At 63.1% G+C, this 15,643-nt stretch carries 15 protein-coding genes; 2 read left to right on the top strand and 13 right to left on the bottom strand.

Annotation, left to right across the window (positions count from 1 at the left end):
- Positions 1-38: 38 nt before the first annotated feature.
- The 13 genes from KSW38_RS17110 to bioB all read right to left on the bottom strand — a co-directional run bounded on the left by KSW38_RS17110 (position 39) and on the right by bioB (position 12,621).
- A complete protein-coding gene (locus tag KSW38_RS17110) occupies positions 39-842 on the bottom strand; it encodes an enoyl-CoA hydratase-related protein (protein ID WP_216926121.1) in 804 nt (267 codons plus the stop codon).
- On the bottom strand, positions 839-2,089 hold the full coding sequence (locus KSW38_RS17115) for a CaiB/BaiF CoA transferase family protein (RefSeq protein WP_216926122.1): 1,251 nt from the start codon (positions 2,087-2,089) through the stop codon (positions 839-841). Before KSW38_RS17115 ends, KSW38_RS17110 begins: the two co-directional genes overlap by 4 nt.
- Positions 2,086-3,456: an FAD-dependent oxidoreductase gene (locus tag KSW38_RS17120; RefSeq protein ID WP_216926123.1), complete on the bottom strand. Its 1,371-nt coding sequence runs from the start codon at positions 3,454-3,456 to the stop codon at positions 2,086-2,088. Before KSW38_RS17120 ends, KSW38_RS17115 begins: the two co-directional genes overlap by 4 nt.
- 9 nt (positions 3,457-3,465) lie before the next feature.
- Positions 3,466-4,797: an MFS transporter gene (locus KSW38_RS17125; protein ID WP_216926124.1), complete on the bottom strand. Its 1,332-nt coding sequence runs from the start codon at positions 4,795-4,797 to the stop codon at positions 3,466-3,468.
- 163 nt (positions 4,798-4,960) lie between these two features.
- A complete protein-coding gene (locus tag KSW38_RS17130; RefSeq protein WP_216926125.1) occupies positions 4,961-5,560 on the bottom strand; it encodes a helix-turn-helix domain-containing protein in 600 nt (199 codons plus the stop codon).
- Between the two features lie 89 nt (positions 5,561-5,649).
- The gene (locus KSW38_RS17135) at positions 5,650-6,030 is read right to left on the bottom strand and encodes an Hpt domain-containing protein (RefSeq protein ID WP_216926126.1); all 381 of its coding nucleotides are present in this window, start codon (positions 6,028-6,030) and stop codon (positions 5,650-5,652) included.
- Positions 6,031-6,362: 332 nt separating this feature from the next.
- The gene (locus KSW38_RS17140; RefSeq protein WP_216926127.1) at positions 6,363-6,860 is read right to left on the bottom strand and encodes a very short patch repair endonuclease; all 498 of its coding nucleotides are present in this window, start codon (positions 6,858-6,860) and stop codon (positions 6,363-6,365) included.
- Between the two features lie 27 nt (positions 6,861-6,887).
- Positions 6,888-8,042 carry a cytochrome P450 gene (locus KSW38_RS17145; protein ID WP_216926128.1) on the bottom strand — a complete coding sequence of 385 codons (1,155 nt, stop codon included), beginning with the start codon at positions 8,040-8,042 and terminating at the stop codon, positions 6,888-6,890.
- Complete coding sequence (gene bioD, locus KSW38_RS17150; protein WP_216926129.1) at positions 8,039-8,722, bottom strand: dethiobiotin synthase; 684 nt, start codon at positions 8,720-8,722, stop codon at positions 8,039-8,041. Before bioD ends, KSW38_RS17145 begins: the two co-directional genes overlap by 4 nt.
- The gene (locus tag KSW38_RS17155; protein ID WP_216926130.1) at positions 8,719-9,936 is read right to left on the bottom strand and encodes an 8-amino-7-oxononanoate synthase; all 1,218 of its coding nucleotides are present in this window, start codon (positions 9,934-9,936) and stop codon (positions 8,719-8,721) included. The genes bioD and KSW38_RS17155 overlap by 4 nt, the downstream gene beginning before the upstream one ends.
- A gap of 8 nt (positions 9,937-9,944) precedes the next feature.
- Positions 9,945-11,273: an adenosylmethionine--8-amino-7-oxononanoate transaminase gene (gene bioA, locus KSW38_RS17160; protein ID WP_216926131.1), complete on the bottom strand. Its 1,329-nt coding sequence runs from the start codon at positions 11,271-11,273 to the stop codon at positions 9,945-9,947.
- Complete coding sequence (bsaP, locus tag KSW38_RS17165; RefSeq protein ID WP_216926185.1) at positions 11,270-11,590, bottom strand: biotin synthase auxiliary protein BsaP; 321 nt, start codon at positions 11,588-11,590, stop codon at positions 11,270-11,272. The genes bioA and bsaP overlap by 4 nt, the downstream gene beginning before the upstream one ends.
- Entirely contained in the window at positions 11,587-12,621 is a 1,035-nt protein-coding gene (gene bioB / locus KSW38_RS17170; protein WP_216926132.1) for a biotin synthase BioB, read from the bottom strand. The genes bsaP and bioB overlap by 4 nt, the downstream gene beginning before the upstream one ends.
- A gap of 209 nt (positions 12,622-12,830) precedes the next feature.
- Here bioB and KSW38_RS17175 point away from each other — a divergent pair, with 209 nt between their 5' ends.
- Both KSW38_RS17175 and KSW38_RS17180 read left to right on the top strand, forming a co-directional pair.
- Entirely contained in the window at positions 12,831-14,507 is a 1,677-nt protein-coding gene (locus KSW38_RS17175; RefSeq protein WP_216926133.1) for a purine-cytosine permease family protein, read from the top strand.
- A gap of 176 nt (positions 14,508-14,683) precedes the next feature.
- Positions 14,684-15,607 carry an SDR family oxidoreductase gene (locus KSW38_RS17180; protein ID WP_216926182.1) on the top strand — a complete coding sequence of 308 codons (924 nt, stop codon included), beginning with the start codon at positions 14,684-14,686 and terminating at the stop codon, positions 15,605-15,607.
- Positions 15,608-15,643: the final 36 nt, after the last annotated feature.

Below are 15,643 nucleotides of genomic sequence, written 5' to 3' on the forward strand. Positions count from 1 at the left end.
TTCTTTCCTTTCAGGACGAACGTGGGAGGTTGGGGGGATCAGCGGCCCGGCCAGACGGGCGGGCGCTTTTCCTGGAATGCACGGACTCCTTCGGCGGAGTCTTCGCTGTCCAGGGCCGCCATGAGAGCCGGCAGTCGCAGGCCGCGGGCTTCCTTGGCCGTGAGGTGGGACGTCTGGGTGACCATCTGCTTCACCGCGCGGACGGAGGAGGGGGCACAGGCAAGGATCTGGTCCACCCAGCCCTGCACAGCGGCGTCGAGCTCTTCGGCAGGAACTACTTCGTTGACGAGGCCCATGGACTGCATCTCTGCGGCATCGGCTTTGCGGCCTGTCACGAGCATTCCCATAGCCTGCGTATAGGGGATCCGCCGCACCAACTGGTGGATGCCGCCGTCGAGCGCCAATCGCCCAACCCGAGGTTCCGTCAAGCCGAACTTCGCGGTGTCGGCGGCCACCACAATGTCGGCACCCAGCACAATTTCCATGCCGCCGCCAAGGGCGTAGCCGTTGACCCGGGCGATGACCGGGACATCCAAGGTGGTGCGCAGGCTCAGGCCGCCGAAGCCGTTGGGATCCAGTCCCGCCCAATACTCCAGGCCGGTCTTGTCCACGGCGTCCGCCGACATGTCAGCACCAACGCAGAAGGCACGGGATCCCGCACCTGTGATGACAACCGCACGCACGGACGGGTCCTGCTCAAGCTGAGTCCAGATCTCGTTGAGCCGCGAATGGGTTGTGGCATCCACGGCGTTGAGGACGTGCTGACGATCGAGGACCACCGTAGCCACGTGGTTCTCGATGGTCAGGGTGACAGTGTCCACTCGCTCGATTACGGATGTCACCGCAGAACCCCCAGCTGCTGCAGGCGCTCGATTGCCTCTTGGTCGAAGCCGTTCTCCAGCAGGACCTCCACGTTGTGCTCACCGAGGCGCGGTGCGGCGCGACGGATGGTGGGCGGGGTAGCGGAGAGCCGGATGGGGGCATTCAGCATACGGACCGTGCCGACGCCGGGGTGCTCTGCTTCCACGATCATCCCGTTGGCCTCGGTTTGCGCATCGGCCAACGCCTGTTCCAGGGTGTGAACCGGAGCATTCAGCAGCCCCTGCCCTTCAAGCTGGTGTGTCCAATACTCAGTGGTATTGGTGGCGATGCGCTCGCGGAAGATGGCCTGCAATGCCGGCTTGTTCTTGAATTGCTGCTCGAGGTTGGCGAATTCAGGCCGCTGGGTGAGGTCCTCGTCCAGGCCAAGTGCTTCGGAGATCCTGGCCAGGGGATCCGGCGTGAAACCACCCACCATGCACACGGCGCCGTCGGTGGTTTCGAAGACCCCGCTCAGCGGCATGGCGCCCCAGTTGACCTCGTAGCCGCGGTTGAGCTGCATGCACGCTTCCTGCATCTGCAGGTGCAGCATGGAGTCGTACATGGTCACCTCCACCTTCTGGCCCACCCCCGATGCCTCGCGTGTGCGCAGCGCCAGAAGGATGCCCTGCATGAGGTGCATGCCGGTGATGTAGTCGCACAGGGTGGTGGCGTAGATGGAGGGCTTGGTGTCATCGGATTCCCGGCGCCACATCACTCCGGAATACGCTTGCGCGATCGCGTCCTGGCCGCCTTTGTGGGCATAGGGCCCTTCCGGACCGAAGCCTGTGCCCGAGGCCCAGATGATCCCCGGGTTGGCAGCTTTGAGGTCCTCGTAGCCGAAACCCATCCGTTCCATGACTCCGGAGCGGAAGTTGCTGACCACTACGTCCGCATCCGCCATGAGCCGGTGCAGTACCTCGCGACCTTCGTCGGTGCGGGTGTCCACCGAGACGCTGCGCTTGTTCCGGTTGATGGACAGGAAGATCGGGTTGTCCTGTCCGTCCTGGTCCGGGAAGGAATTGCGGGAGATGTCGCCTGCGCCTGGACGTTCCACCTTGATGATGTCTGCACCGTAGTCGCCCAGCAGCTGCGTGCAGGACGGGCCCATGAACACCTGCGTGAAGTCCACGATTTTGATGCCATCCAGCGGGAGGGGCGTTGGTGAGGGAGCCGCGGCGGTGTGCGTCGCCGTCGTGGTTTCAGTCTGGTCGAGGAGAACGGTGCTCATGCCAGCACCACTGCGTTCAAGTCGATGTCCACGGTAGCGTTCGACGACGGCACGTCGCCTGGGTCTGCACCATGCCGGCGCATGCCCTGCTGGATATCCAGCGCGGAGACGTCGCGGACCAACATGTTGTTCCCCGCCGCGAGGGCCGCTGCAACGCCGACGGCCTGTCCCATTGCCATGCAGGGCGGGATCTCGCGCGACATTTTCTGTGCCTCGGGGGTGGCGGAGTAGTGGCGGCCGGCAACCAGGAGCTGGTCCACTTCCTTGGGCAGCAGCGAGCGGTACGGGTAGTAGTAGTCACGGCCGCGGGCAACGGTGTCCGCGAAGTGGCGGCGCTGGGTGACGTCGTCCTTGGTCATGACGTACTCGCCCTGCAGGAGCCGGGTTTGGCGGACGCCCATCTGGGAGGCGACGTCCAGCATGTAGCAGTTTTCGAAGCCGGGCAGGTTCGCGCGGACATACTCCACGGATTCGGAGATCCGGTCCCGGGCGGCGAACTCGGCGGCAGTCATGTCCGCTGGGTCAACGCCGTCGAATCCGCTCATGTGCGGGGCGTTGCACCAGACCACGCCGTCGATGGGGGTCTTGAGCCACCAGAGTTCCCACGCGCCGCCGAGGAGGCGCTTGATCTTGCGGTTGATGGCCCGGGCTTCCTTGGGGTTGGCCTGCTCGAAGGCTTCGGCTGCCTTGGTATTCACATTGCCCAAACGGAAGACCAGCGTGGTGAGGTAGTTGTCCTTGGCGTAGCTGGCGCCGGCACGGGAGGCGACGTCGATGTCGCCGGTGGTGTCGATCACGACGTCGGCCATGAACGCCTGCGGGCCCAGTTTCGTTTCGCAGATCACGCCCTTGATCACGCCGTTGTCCACGATCGGCCGGGAGAACCAGGAGTGCAGGCGGAGGTCCACTCCGGCCTCTCGTACGAGGTCGTTGGACACGCGCTTCCAGCCATCGGGATCGAAAGCCGCGGCGTAGCAGATGGGCTTGGGGTTGGTGTGGGAGTGGAAATCGAAGGTGCCGTAGCGGCCCCATTTGTTCCACAGTTCCTCGGAGGTCTTGCGGTCATCGGCGGGCGGGACGATTGCCAGGCCAAGCTTCTGCAAACGTTCCACGTATTCGGAGACGATGCCCGTGACGGTGATTTCCTGACCGTTGATCATGTCATCGAGAACCAGGACCATACCGCCGGAGGCGAGTCCGCCCAAGGATGAGTAGCGTTCCAGGAGAGTGACTTTGGCTCCTGAGCGGGCGGCGGTAACCGCCGCAGCGACGCCTGCGGGACCACCTCCAACTACCAGGACGTCGGATCGTGAGATGACGGGGGCGGTGAGGTCCGCCGTCGTAGTGCTGAGTTCAAGGGTGTTCATGGTGAGTCCTTACTTTCCGACGAAGATGCCGTTGGAGCGGCGTGCGGCGAGGTAGAAAACGATGCTGAGGATGGACAGGACGGCCACGTAGACCGGGAAGACCCAGGTGAGGTTCAGGGATTGGAACCAGACCAGAAGGTAGGACGCGGTGCCGCCGAAGAGAGCCACACCAATGCCATAGCCCAAGGCGACGCCGGTACCGCGGATGTTCTTGGGCATCAGGGAGGAGCTGACCACGTTGTAAAGGGTCATGTTCAGGACCAGGACGATCGAGCCACCCAGGAGGACTGCCGCGAATCCGCCAATGCCCGGTTGGACGTACATCAGCATGAGGAACACGGACGGGATGGCGAGGATGCGGGTCACCAGGAACCAGCGGGACATTGCTTTGCCGTCGGCCAGCTTGCCGATGACCCAACTGCCCACTACGAGGATGACGGCCAGGATGGTGGTGAGGGCGAAGACCGCGGTGGGATCTTCCTTGAAACCGCTACGGGCTGCGGTGGGAAGGCCAACGTTCCAGGCGTAGTTGTAGGCCTGTGCTGCACCCACCACGAAGATGATGGCAAGGACGGAAAGCCAGTGCTTACGGACTCCGGACCACACGGCACGCGGCGTGTTCGTGGCCATTTCCTCGGCCTTGAGGGTTTCCGGCAGGGAGCGGCGGAGGTAGAGAACCACAAAACCGAAGGCGGCGCCGATGATGAACGGTACGCGCCAGCCCCAATCGGCCATTGCTGCACCGCCGAGGACAAGGCTGCAGAGGAAGCTCACCAGCGAGGCCAACAGGATGCCGATGTTCACGTAGAAGGACATGATGCCGGCCACGTAGCCTTCGCGGCCTTCCGGTGCGAGTTCGACAGCGTGGGAGGTGGAGAGTGGGGCTTCGATTCCTGTGGCGATACCCTGCAGGACGCGGCACACCAGCAGGATTATGCCGGCCCAGGCTCCGATGGTGGCGTAGTTCGGCGTGATGGCAATGATCAGCGTGGTGCCGGCCATGAGCATGATGGACAAGAGCATGACCCGACGCCGGCCGATCCGGTCTGCGAGCGTCCCCAGCAGTATGCCGCCAAGGGGGCGGAAGGCGAACCCGACGGCGAACACGGCCAGTGCGTTCAAGGTGGCGGAGAGTGGCTCGGTGTTGGGAAAGAAGTTCGGTCCGATGAAGGCTGACAGGAGGCCGAAGACCATCCAGTCGTACCATTCAAGGGCGTTGCCGAGGCCCAGGCCCAACAGTCCTTTGCGGACCTGGGGAGTGAACTTTGCGTTCTTTGCGGGGGAGGAGTGGCTAGTGCTTGGTGACGGGACGGCGCTGTCCGTCGTTTGGGTGTTGAGCATGGAAGTGTCCTTACGCTGACGCCCCGGAGGGCGTGGGAGGGTATGACGCAGGAACGCCTGTTGGAGGAGGCGCATTGTGCGAAAGTGGCAAGGATTGTCAGCGGCCACGGTTCGTGTCCGGACAGTTAAGGGAAAACGCTGGCGCCGTTGAGGGGCAGCAGTGTTACCACGCGTGTGGTGCGTTGACCCAGATGGCTACGCATACCTCTTCGTAGCTGTTCTTGTACCAGTGGGGGATCTCTGAGGAGTAGGTGATCGAGTCGCCCTCTTCGAGGCTGTAGCAGACGCCATCCAGATAGACGTCCTTACGGCCGGAAATGATGTAGCAGAACTCTTCACCGCTGTGCGTAAAAGGGGTTGCGCTGGTGTCGTGCCCTGGGGGCGTACTGATCCACTGCGCTTCGATGCTTCCGTCGCGGTTGGGAGTCAGCAGTTCGTGTACGGCTTCGCCCACGGATTCGCGGGTGACGTTCTTAAGGTTGCGTCGTTCGGATCGGCGGACCACGGGTGAGGTGGAGTGGTCCTGGCCAATGAAGAATCTCCCTACGGGGATGTCCAGGCCGTGGGCCAATTGGGCAAGGGTGGTGAAGGAAGGGTTCGCCATTCCGCGTTCGATTTGGCTGACGATCGCCTGGCTGAGGCCGGTGATGTCCGAGAGTTGGGCGAGGGTCATGCCCTTTGCCTTGCGCATGGTGCGCACCTTGTTCCCCACAGTTGCCAGCAGTTCGCTTGTGGCTGCCGGTGCAGGAGTCTCGGTAGTCATTGCCGCATCCTTCGTTGGTGAGCTAACTCACACAACTATAGTGAAGATTTTTAGCGAGTCAATGGTTTTCTTTATTTTCGTGAAGATCTTTACGGAAGTGGGGGTTGGAGCTCGCAGATCGTGCCGAAGACGAAAGCCTCGATCAGCTCCACTTGCGGTCTCAACTCCTGAAGGTGGCTGGCGTTGGGGAGGAGCCTGATGCTGATCTCCAATTCCGCGGCCAAGCGGCGCATGCAGATGGCGCCCACCATCTCGCTTGAGGTCTTCAGGCTCAGTACAGCGTCCATGGCATCTTCGATGTCCAGGTTATTCAGCGCGTGATGCAGGCGGGCAACCCGCCATGGCAGGAGTTCCACGTAGGTGCGGACGAAAGCGCCAACGACGGTTCGGTCTCCGCCAAGTTCTGCCTGAAGCTGGATAAGGACGGCGGGATCCACCAGTGAGTCTGTGCACTCGTCATACTCAGACACCAAACCCCTCCCGCCTCCGAACAATAGATGCACGATTCAAATGTAGGTCCGGGGGAAGTATCGCAACGCCGGAAAGCGAAAGCTTGATCCAATCTTGAGCGGACTCAGAGGGGGTCTTGATCGAAGTCCCTGAAAGTAAGTAAAGGAAATGGAATAATCGCCGAACCGGGGGAGCAAGGCGTGGGTAAAGGAATGGAAATCAGCATGAACGGTGGTGTTCGACCCTCGGCGGGCCTCGTGGTCATCATCGTGTTGTGCCTGACGGTGCTGCTGGGCATTGGTGGAACGTCAGCGTATGCGCTGTGGGAGCAAGGTTCCCACGCCAGCACCGGTCACTCCGACTCCACTGGGTCCGCCGGGGCTGGGTCGAAGGCGCCATAGGGCGACCTGCCCTCCAACGGCCCCTCCAAGAACGCCGTCAGCCGTTCTTCGAGGACTGAGCTGTCCCGCAATTCGCATTCCCACACAGTCAGAACGTCCCAACCGGCAGCGTGCAGCTGTTCCCTCTGTGCCAGATCGCGTTCACGGGTCCGCGTGCGCTTGGCCTCCCAGAAGGCCGCATTGGCAGTGGGGGAGTGCAGGCCGACCTTGCAATCATGAAAGTGCCAGAAGCAGCCGTTGACGAAAATGACTTTGCGACGGCCGGAGAACACCAAATCAGGCCGGCCCGGCAGCTTGGTCCCACCGGCTTGCCCATGCAGCCGGTAGCGGTACCCCTTGGCATGCAGTAGTTTCCGGACCAGCAGCTCGGGCTTGGTGTTTTTGCCCCTGATCCTGGACATGTTTCGGCTACGCTGCTCCGGCGTCAGCAAGTCACGGCTCTCGCCCATACAGTCCAGCCTACCCACCCAAGCTGGCTAGGGGAGGGCAACTCTGACGGTCCGCGGAGCCTGAAAGGAGAGTAGCCGCAGCCACTCAGGGTTGGGGTTCCCGAGCCGGACCCCCTTTAGTGCCGCGGTGGTTTCCTGAACCACGACGACGGTCTCCAGCTCAGCGAGTTTGGCACCAAGGCAGCGATGGATTCCTGAGCCGAAGGCCAGGCCGTAGGGTGTGGGTCCCGGATGGTCTGTGCTTTCTCCGGCAGATTCCGCAGTGTCAACCCCGGCTGCCCACGGAAAGCCGTGGTTCCCGGTCAGCTCCACCAGGATTTCCTCCCCCGCAGGGATGTGCTCGCCATTAAGTTCGGTATCGCGGGCAGCCACCCGCCGCCAGGTAGGCACGGAAGACTCGGTGGCCAGCACATGCCGAACAATCTCGCGGGCTTTGGCGCTGGAGGAGGCCTCGTCCCAGGAGATTCCCCGCGAGCCCTCGGCCAGCCGGAAGAGCGTGGTGCTGATGAGCTGCGTGGTGGTCTCCTGGCCCGCGATGAGCAGGAAGTAGCCCAAGGAACAGATCTCCGGCGTGCTGAGCCCGTGGTCTGCGAGTGCCCTGAAGAGGTTTGTTGTGCCCGGAACCAAAGGTGCCTCCACCGATTCAAGGACCAGTTCGCGCAGCCAGGTGTAGAAGTCCGCCGCGGTGTGGGCCAGCTCGAGCTGCCGTGCGGGATCCGGCCATCCCCAGAACAGCTCGAGGGAGTCCAGGCTCCACGCCTTCAATTGAGGAAGGTCGCGGACGGGGAGGCCCAGCATCTCCAGCATGATGACTGCCGGCGGATACGCGGCCACTGCCTGCACCAAATCAACATTTCCCACGGAGCGGAGGAGTTGGGCTGCGGCCGTGGCTGACTCCCGGGAGAGCTGCCGGATGCGCGGTTCCATGGCCGCAACTTTGGCGGGAGTGAAGAAGCCCGCCACCACCTTGCGGATAGCTGCGTGTGAGGGGGAGTGGTTGCTGGCCAGGACTGGTGGAAGGGCGAAGCGTGCCTTTTGCAGGATGCGGAGGGCCTGGCCGCTCAGGGGCGTCACGGCCAAAAGTGCGTTGGCAGGGCTGAAGTCGTCAGGCCGGTGAAGGACCTCGCGGACGGAATCAGGATCGCGCAGCACCTTGTAGGGGCATGTGGTGACGGTGCTCATGCCGGCACCCCCTCAAGCCAGGAGGCTGCCTGTTCGCGGAACGCTTCAGGGGCCAGTGCGGCGGCTTCGTGCCGGATGGCCCCCAACAGCGGAACGGGCCAGCCGGAGATGGTGGCACGGTTGCTTCGCTCCACTGCACCTGGGACCGCAGGCCAGCTGCCAAGCACAACACCCACCACCGGCAGGCCCCTCCGATCGAGGGCTTCGAGCGTCAGCGCCGTGTGGTTCAAGGTGCCCAGCGACGGCCGCGCCACCACGGCGAAACCAGCCGAGTCGCCCAGGAGGCTTCCGAGGTCCGCCAGCGTCCCGCCGTCGTGGTCCAACTCAACCAGCACCCCGCCGGCACCTTCCACAAGTACATGGTCATGGGTGTTGGCCAGTGCGCGGATTCGCTGGGCATGCGAAGCAAGCTGCGGCAGCACCACCTCGTCGCAGGCAGCAGCGGGGACGGGGGCCAGCGGCTGTTCCAGCACAATGCCGGCCTCGGCAGTGAGTGGGCCGGCAAGCCGCACCACTTCCGCGCAGTCCGAATCGCCGTCTACGTTGCCGCTTTGGCAGGGCTTGTAGACCGCCACCGAGCAGCCGCGTTGCTGAAGCGCTGTGGCGAGCGCCGCCGTTGTGATGGTCTTCCCGACGCCGGTATCGGTACCGGTCACCAGGATGATGCGGGGAAGTTTCATGGGGTTCGCTCCAGGATGTCGCGCAGCACTGTGCAGGCATGGTCGAGGTCGGTGGGGGTGAGGTTGGCCCGGGCTGTGAGCCGCAGGCGGGAGACGCCGTCGGGCACCGAAGGTGGGCGGAAACACCCCACCTGGACGCCGACAGCGTACGCGGCCTGGCTCGCAGCCAAGGCAGCCTCCGCTGAAGGCATGGGGATGGATTGAACTGCTCCGGCTGAACGTTCGACGGCGGCTGGGCGTCCCAGCGTGGGTTGCAGTTGGGCGGCGAGGGCGGCTGCGTTGTGATGGACGGCCGCGGCGCGCCAAGGTTCCCGCTGGATGATTCCGACGGCGGCCATGGCAGCCGCCGCTGCCGGCGGGGCCAACGCGGTGTCGAAAATGAAGCTACGCGAGCGGTTCACCAAGTGCTCCCGCAGGAGGCTGGAACCAAGCACCGCCCCGCCTTGGCTGCCCAAGGCTTTGGACAGGGTGGCAGTGCGGACAACACCCGGATGGTCGGCCAGGCTGGTGCCGGCCACCGCGCCGCGCCCTTGAAAGGGACCAACGCCGGCAACGCCCAGGCTGTGGGCCTCATCGATCAGCAGCACGGCGTCGTGTTCCTGGGCGAGGTTGAATAATTCCCGTAGTGGAGCAGCGTCCCCGCCGACGCTGTAGATGGACTCAACAACAACAAGGGCCCGCGGCTGTGTCCGCCCCTCTAGGAGGCGTGCCGCGTCCGCAGCGTCGTTGTGCTTGAATTTCCGCACTTCCGAGCGGCTCAGCCTAAAACCGTCGATCAACGAGGCATGGCAGTACTCGTCTGCCACAATCAACGTTCCGGGACCACCCAAAGCCGTGGTGACACCCAGATTGGCGAGGTAGCCCGAGGAGAAGACCAACGCAGCCTCCGCTCCCGTGAACAGGGCAAGGTGGTGCTCCAACTCAAGATGCAGCTCGGTGGTGCCGGTGACCAAGCGGGATGATGCAGCGCCAGTGCCCCAGCGCCTGATCGCGTCCGTGGCAGCCTCAGCCAGGCGCGGGTCCGTGGAGAGGCCCAGGTAGTCGTTGCTGGCGAGGTCGATCATCCCGCGGTGTCCGGCTTTACGATCGGGGGCGCCTTCTCTGTCCGAGGCGCTTTCTTTGCCGCGGGCGCCCTGCGGACCACGCACTGTCGGCGTCCGCACCAGCCCGCGGCGCTCGCGGACCTCTGCCTGTTGCTCCAGCCAAGCGGTCATGGAGAGGCTCATACTCTGGCCTCCAGCCTGTCTGCGGCCGCGGAGACTGCCGCCACCATGCCAGCAGTGATGGTCCTGATCTGGGAGGTTGAGCTGATGTATGGCGGCATCGTATAGACGAGATTACGGAAAGGACGGATCCACACTCCCCGCTCGATCGCAGCCCGGGTCACTGCAGCGACGTCCACCGCGTCCGCCAACTCAATGACGCCCACCGCGCCGATAATGCGGACGTCCCTCACGCCGTCGAGCTCCAACGCCGTGGTCAAGCCCTCCGCGAGCCCTGCGCCTACGCGGTCAACGTCTGCGCGCCAGTCGCCGTCCCGCAGCAGCCCGAGGCTCGCGTTGGCCACGGCACAGGCGAGCGGGTTGCCCATGAACGTGGGGCCGTGAAGTAGGGCACCAGCATCACCGCTGGATACCACCCGGGCAACCTCACCCGTGCACAACGTTGCGGCCAGCGTCATGTACCCACCCGTGAGCGCCTTGCCGACACACAGGATGTCCGGGACGACGCCGGCATGGTTCGCAGCGAACAACTCGCCTGTTCGCCCAAAGCCCGTGGCGATCTCGTCCAGGATGAGCAGCAAGCCGTGCGCATCGGCAACCTCGCGGAGGATCCGCACACACTCCGGCGGGTAGATGAACATCCCGCCAGCACCCTGCAGGACAGGTTCCACAATGATCGCTGCGAGCTCATTGGAATGCTCACGGGCCAGCGTCTCGACTGATGTCCGCCACTCACCGATAGCTGCTGGGGTGGCCGTCGCTGCGGCTGGAGGACGCGGCGCGAACACATTACCCGCCAGCAAACCAGGGAACGCGGAGTGCATGCCGTCAACGGGATCACAAACGCCCATCGCGGCAAACGTGTCGCCGTGATAGCCACCGCGGACCGTCAGGAAGCGCTGCCGTTGTGGACGCCCGGAGGCAGTCTGGAACTGCACGGCCAGCTTTAGGGCCACCTCCACTGAAACGGAGCCGGAATCTGCCAGGAACACCCGTTCCAGCTGGCGGCCCTGTTCCTGCGGTGCAAGAGACAGCAGGGTCTCGGCAAGATCCACGGCAGGTTGATGCGTCAGTCCACCGAACATCACATGGCTGAAGGACCCCAGCTGGCGCTGAACCGCGGCATCCAGCACAGGATGGCGGTACCCATGGATCACCGACCACCACGACGACATCGCATCCAGCACCTCATGCGTTCGGCCGTCCTCGTCCCGAAGCCGCAGCGCCACGCCGTCGGCCGCTTCAACTTCCCAAAGCGGCAGCGTCCCGGACGCCGGAGCGTAAGGATGCCACAGGCTCGCCCGGTCCCGCTCGATCAGCGAACTCATCGGGACACCCGTCCGTGGCGCGAGCACTCCGCCGACCAACCCAACGGCGTCACCTGGACCTTCATCCTGCGGCGACACTGCGCGCAATACCTGGGCGGTTCCATCGCCAACCGTTGCTGGCAGCCTTGGTGGGAGTCCAACGTCGAGTGGGGGTGCGACGTCGGGCGCTCGCCGTTGGTGCCTTTGCGAACGGTACCGCCCCCAATGACGGTGCCGTCCTCAACAGCGCCTTCAACAACGTCCTCAAAAAGGGCGCCGGCAACCGTGCCGCCGCAGTGCCCGCAGTATTCCGCCTGCATGGCGCCTATCGCGGTCATAGCGTCTTCTGGAGTTCCTTGATGGGCATGTTGAGCTCCACCAGGAGGTTCAGGTCGGCGGTGGCGGGGCGCCCAAGGGTGGTTAGGTAGTTGCCCACGATCACGGCGTTGATGCCGCCGAGCAGTCCCTCGCGGGTGCCGAGATCGCCCAGGGTCAGTTCGCGGCCGCCAGCGTAGCGGAGTACTGTGCGCGGCATGGCGAGCCGGAAGGCGGCGATGGCGCGGAGGGCGTCCTTGCCGTCCATGATGCCCTGGTTTTCCAACGGCGTTCCCGGACGTGGATTCAGGAAGTTCAGCGGAACTTCGTGCGGTTCCAATGCGGCCAGTTGGGCGGCGAGTTCGGCCCGCTGCTCGAGGGTTTCACCCATGCCGATCAGGGCGCCGCAGCACAGTTCCATACCGGCGGCTTTGACCATGTTGCAGGTGTCCAGCCGTTCCTCGTAGCTGTGCGTGGTGACGACCTCGGGGAAGTAGCTCCGCGCGGTTTCGAGGTTGTGGTTATAGCGGTGGACGCCCCACTCGGCCAGCTGGTCAACCTGGCGCTGGGTCAACATACCCAGGGAGCACGCAATGTTGATATCAACTTCCTCGTTGATGCGGTCGATCGCGAACTTGATCTGGTTCATGAGTTTGATGTCGGGGCCACGCACAGCTGCAACGATGCAGAACTCGGTGGCACCGGTGGCGGCTGTTTCCTTGGCAGCCTTCACCAGTTCAGGGATATCCAGCCACACGCCACGGACCGGGGAATCGAAAAGTCCGGACTGGCTGCAGAAGTGGCAATCTTCGGGGCAGCCTCCGGTCTTGATGGAGATGATGCCTTCAACCTCGACGTCCTCGCCGCAGTGCTTCAGCCGGACCTCGTGGGCGAGCTGCATGGCAGCGGGAATCGCTTCGTCAGAAAGTTGGAGGATCTCCACAAGCTGGGCTTCGTTGAGGCCTTCACCGCGCTCAAGGACCTGCTCGCGTGCGATGTCCAGGATGGCGTAGGCAGCGCCTGCCGGGGTTCGATGAGTTGTTTGGGTCGTCATGGACTTGACGGTATCCGTGGGGGCGGCACGCGATTTTGTGGGGTCCGCACAAAGTGGCGTAGCGGATTTTGGACTGCCCGTATGGCTTGTGGGCGCAGTCGGCTGGTGCAGAAGTTACAGCTGTGAAACATCGTTGTGACTGATTTGACCCGCTGCGTGACTAGCGTCGTTGACGAAGCACCGACCACGAATCTTGAAAGTGAGCCCGGATGAGCGACGTTCTGACAGACACCCAAAGAGTTACGACGGCGGGGAACGCCGATGCGATGAGCGCAGCGAAGGAGAGCCTGGAAGACTACACGCTCCGGTTCGCCCCGCGCTCCTACCGGAAGTGGAGCGCCGGTGTGGTGGCGACCAGTGCCCTTGGCGGGATCGCCTACCTGGCTGACTTCTCGATCGGGGCAAACATCGGCATCGCCTACGGCACCGTGAATGCGATCTTCGGCATCATCGTTGCCGCGGTGATCATCTTCGCCACGGGCTTTCCACTGGCGTACTACGCCGCCCGCTACAACATAGACCTCGACCTCATCACTCGCGGGTCAGGCTTTGGCTACTACGGTTCAGTGGTCACGAACATCATTTTCGCGACCTTCACCTTTATCTTCTTTGCCCTCGAAGGCTCCATCATGGCCCAGGGCCTGCAATTGGGCCTCGGCGTCCCGCAATGGCTTGGGTATGCCGTATCCACCATCATCATCATTCCGCTGGTGATCTACGGGATGAAGACCCTTGCTACTTTGCAAGTGTGGACCACGCCCTTGTGGTTGCTGCTCATGGTGGTGCCCGTCGGCTATCTGCTGTTGTCCCACCCCGAAAGCATCGACGCCTTCTTTGCCTACACCGGCGCCTCGGGCGAGGGCGGCACCAATCTTGCCTCCGTGATGCTGGCTGCCGGCGTTTGCCTTTCGTTGATGGCCCAGATCGCAGAGCAGATCGATTACCTGCGCTTCATGCCACCCAAGACCGCGGAGAACAAGGGTGCTTGGTGGCGTGCCGTAATCCTCGCCGGACCCGGCTGGGTTATTTTTGGTGCCATCAAGCAGGTTGTAGGCATGTTTATTGCCATTTACCTGATCGCCAGGTTGGATCCCGCCGCGTCCGTGCACGCCAATGAACCAGTCCACCAATTCCTGGGCGTGTACCAGGAGATGATGCCGGCCTGGCTCGCGATGTCCCTGGCAGTTGTGTTGGTGGTTATCTCGCAGATCAAGATCAACGTCACCAACGCCTATTCCGGATCGCTTGCCTGGACCAATTCCTTCACCCGCATCACCAAGACCTACCCGGGCCGCATGGTGTTCGTTGTGGTCAACCTGGTGATCGCATTGGTCCTCATGGAGTCGAACATGTTCGAATTCCTCAACACGATCCTTGGCTTCTACGCCAACTGCGCCATGGCCTGGGTGGTCACAGTTGCCTCCGATATCGCCATCAACAAGTACCTCTTGAAGATCTCGCCCAAGGTTCCTGAGTTTCGACGGGGCATGCTCTACCCCATCAATCCGGTCGGCTTCGTTTCCATGCTGGTCTCGGCAGGGATGTCCATCGCGGTCTTCTTTGGGGCTTTCGGTGCCGGAGTGCAGCCGTATTCGCCAATTTTCGCCGTCGTCCTTGCTTTGGTACTTCCCCCGGTCCTGGCTTTGGCCACGCGTGGCCGCTACTACCTTCGCCGCACCGATGACGGAATCGACCTGCCCATGTTCGACGCCGACGGAAACCCCAGCGACGAGAAGCTCCTCTGCCACGTCACCGGCCTTGAGTTCGAACGCCCGGACATGCTCCGCTCAGGCCAGGACAGTCCCGACGGCGAACCCCGCTTCATCTCCTCCCTCGCCCTGTCCACGGATAAGTCAGGCGCACTGGTGCTGTCGGCCCAAAAATAGGTACCTTGGCTAGCGCTGCGGGCGAAAAGTCAGGGTGCTTAGAATTAGGCATGGCACAGGATGAGCGGAACGAAGAGACCGGGCTGAGCGAGGAACCAGGGCAGCCAGAGGAATCCGAGCAGACCGACGACTCAGGGCAGGTTCAGTCAACAACCGACCTCGACGAGGACATCGCGATGGCGTTGGAAAACCACGTCCTTAACCCGGCGGAGGACCCGGAAGAGGCCTCAGACCCACGGACGATGTATCCGTCGGGGGAGTTCGAGCCGCAAACCCAGGACTACCCTGGCTGGACCGAGGCAATGATCCCGCGACCGGATCACGGGGAGCAAAGCTACGTGGGCCATCACCGGATGATGGGATTCCGGACCTTGATTACTGGCGGCGACAGCGGGATTGGGAGAGCTGTGGCCATTGCGTTTGCCCGTGAAGGGGCAGATGTGGCGTTCACGTATTTGCCGGAAGAGGAGCAGGACGCCGAATTGACCGTCCAGTTGATCGAGGCCGCCGGCAGCCGGGCCCTGGCGCTGCCGGGGGATCTGCGGGACGAAGAATTCTGTCAGGAAGTCATCGCCCAAACCATCGAAGAATTTGATGGGCTGAACGTTCTGGTCAACAACGCGGGTTTCCAGATGACTACCAGCCAGGGGATCGAAGATCTCAGCAGCGAACAGTTCGACCGGACCTTCAAGAGCAACGTCTATGCACTCTTCTGGCTTACCAAGGCGGCCTTGCCTCATTTGCAGCCGGGGTCCTCGATCATCAACACCTCATCGATCCAGGGTTACCATCCGAGTCCCTCGCTCATCGATTACGCCGCCACCAAGGCGGCCATCAACAGCATGACGTTCTCGTTGGCAGAATCCCTGGGATCCAAGGGGATCCGGGTCAATGCCGTAGCTCCCGGACCCATTTGGACCCCCTTGCAACCACCAACCCAGCCCGAGGAGAAGATCGTGAAGTTCGGGCAGGACACGCCCCTCGGCCGGGCCGGTCAGCCTGCTGAACTTGCCGCGACGTATGTCCTGTTGGCGACGGAGGAGTCCAGCTACATTTCCGGCTCGGTTATTGGGGTTACCGGCGGAAAGCACCTCGCCTAAGGCGCCTCCGCCCATCTCTATGGCCCAACTGATCCT

Origin of the sequence: Paenarthrobacter aromaticivorans (assembly GCF_019038615.1) — a bacterium.
GTDB classification, from domain to species: domain Bacteria; phylum Actinomycetota; class Actinomycetes; order Actinomycetales; family Micrococcaceae; genus Arthrobacter; species Arthrobacter aromaticivorans.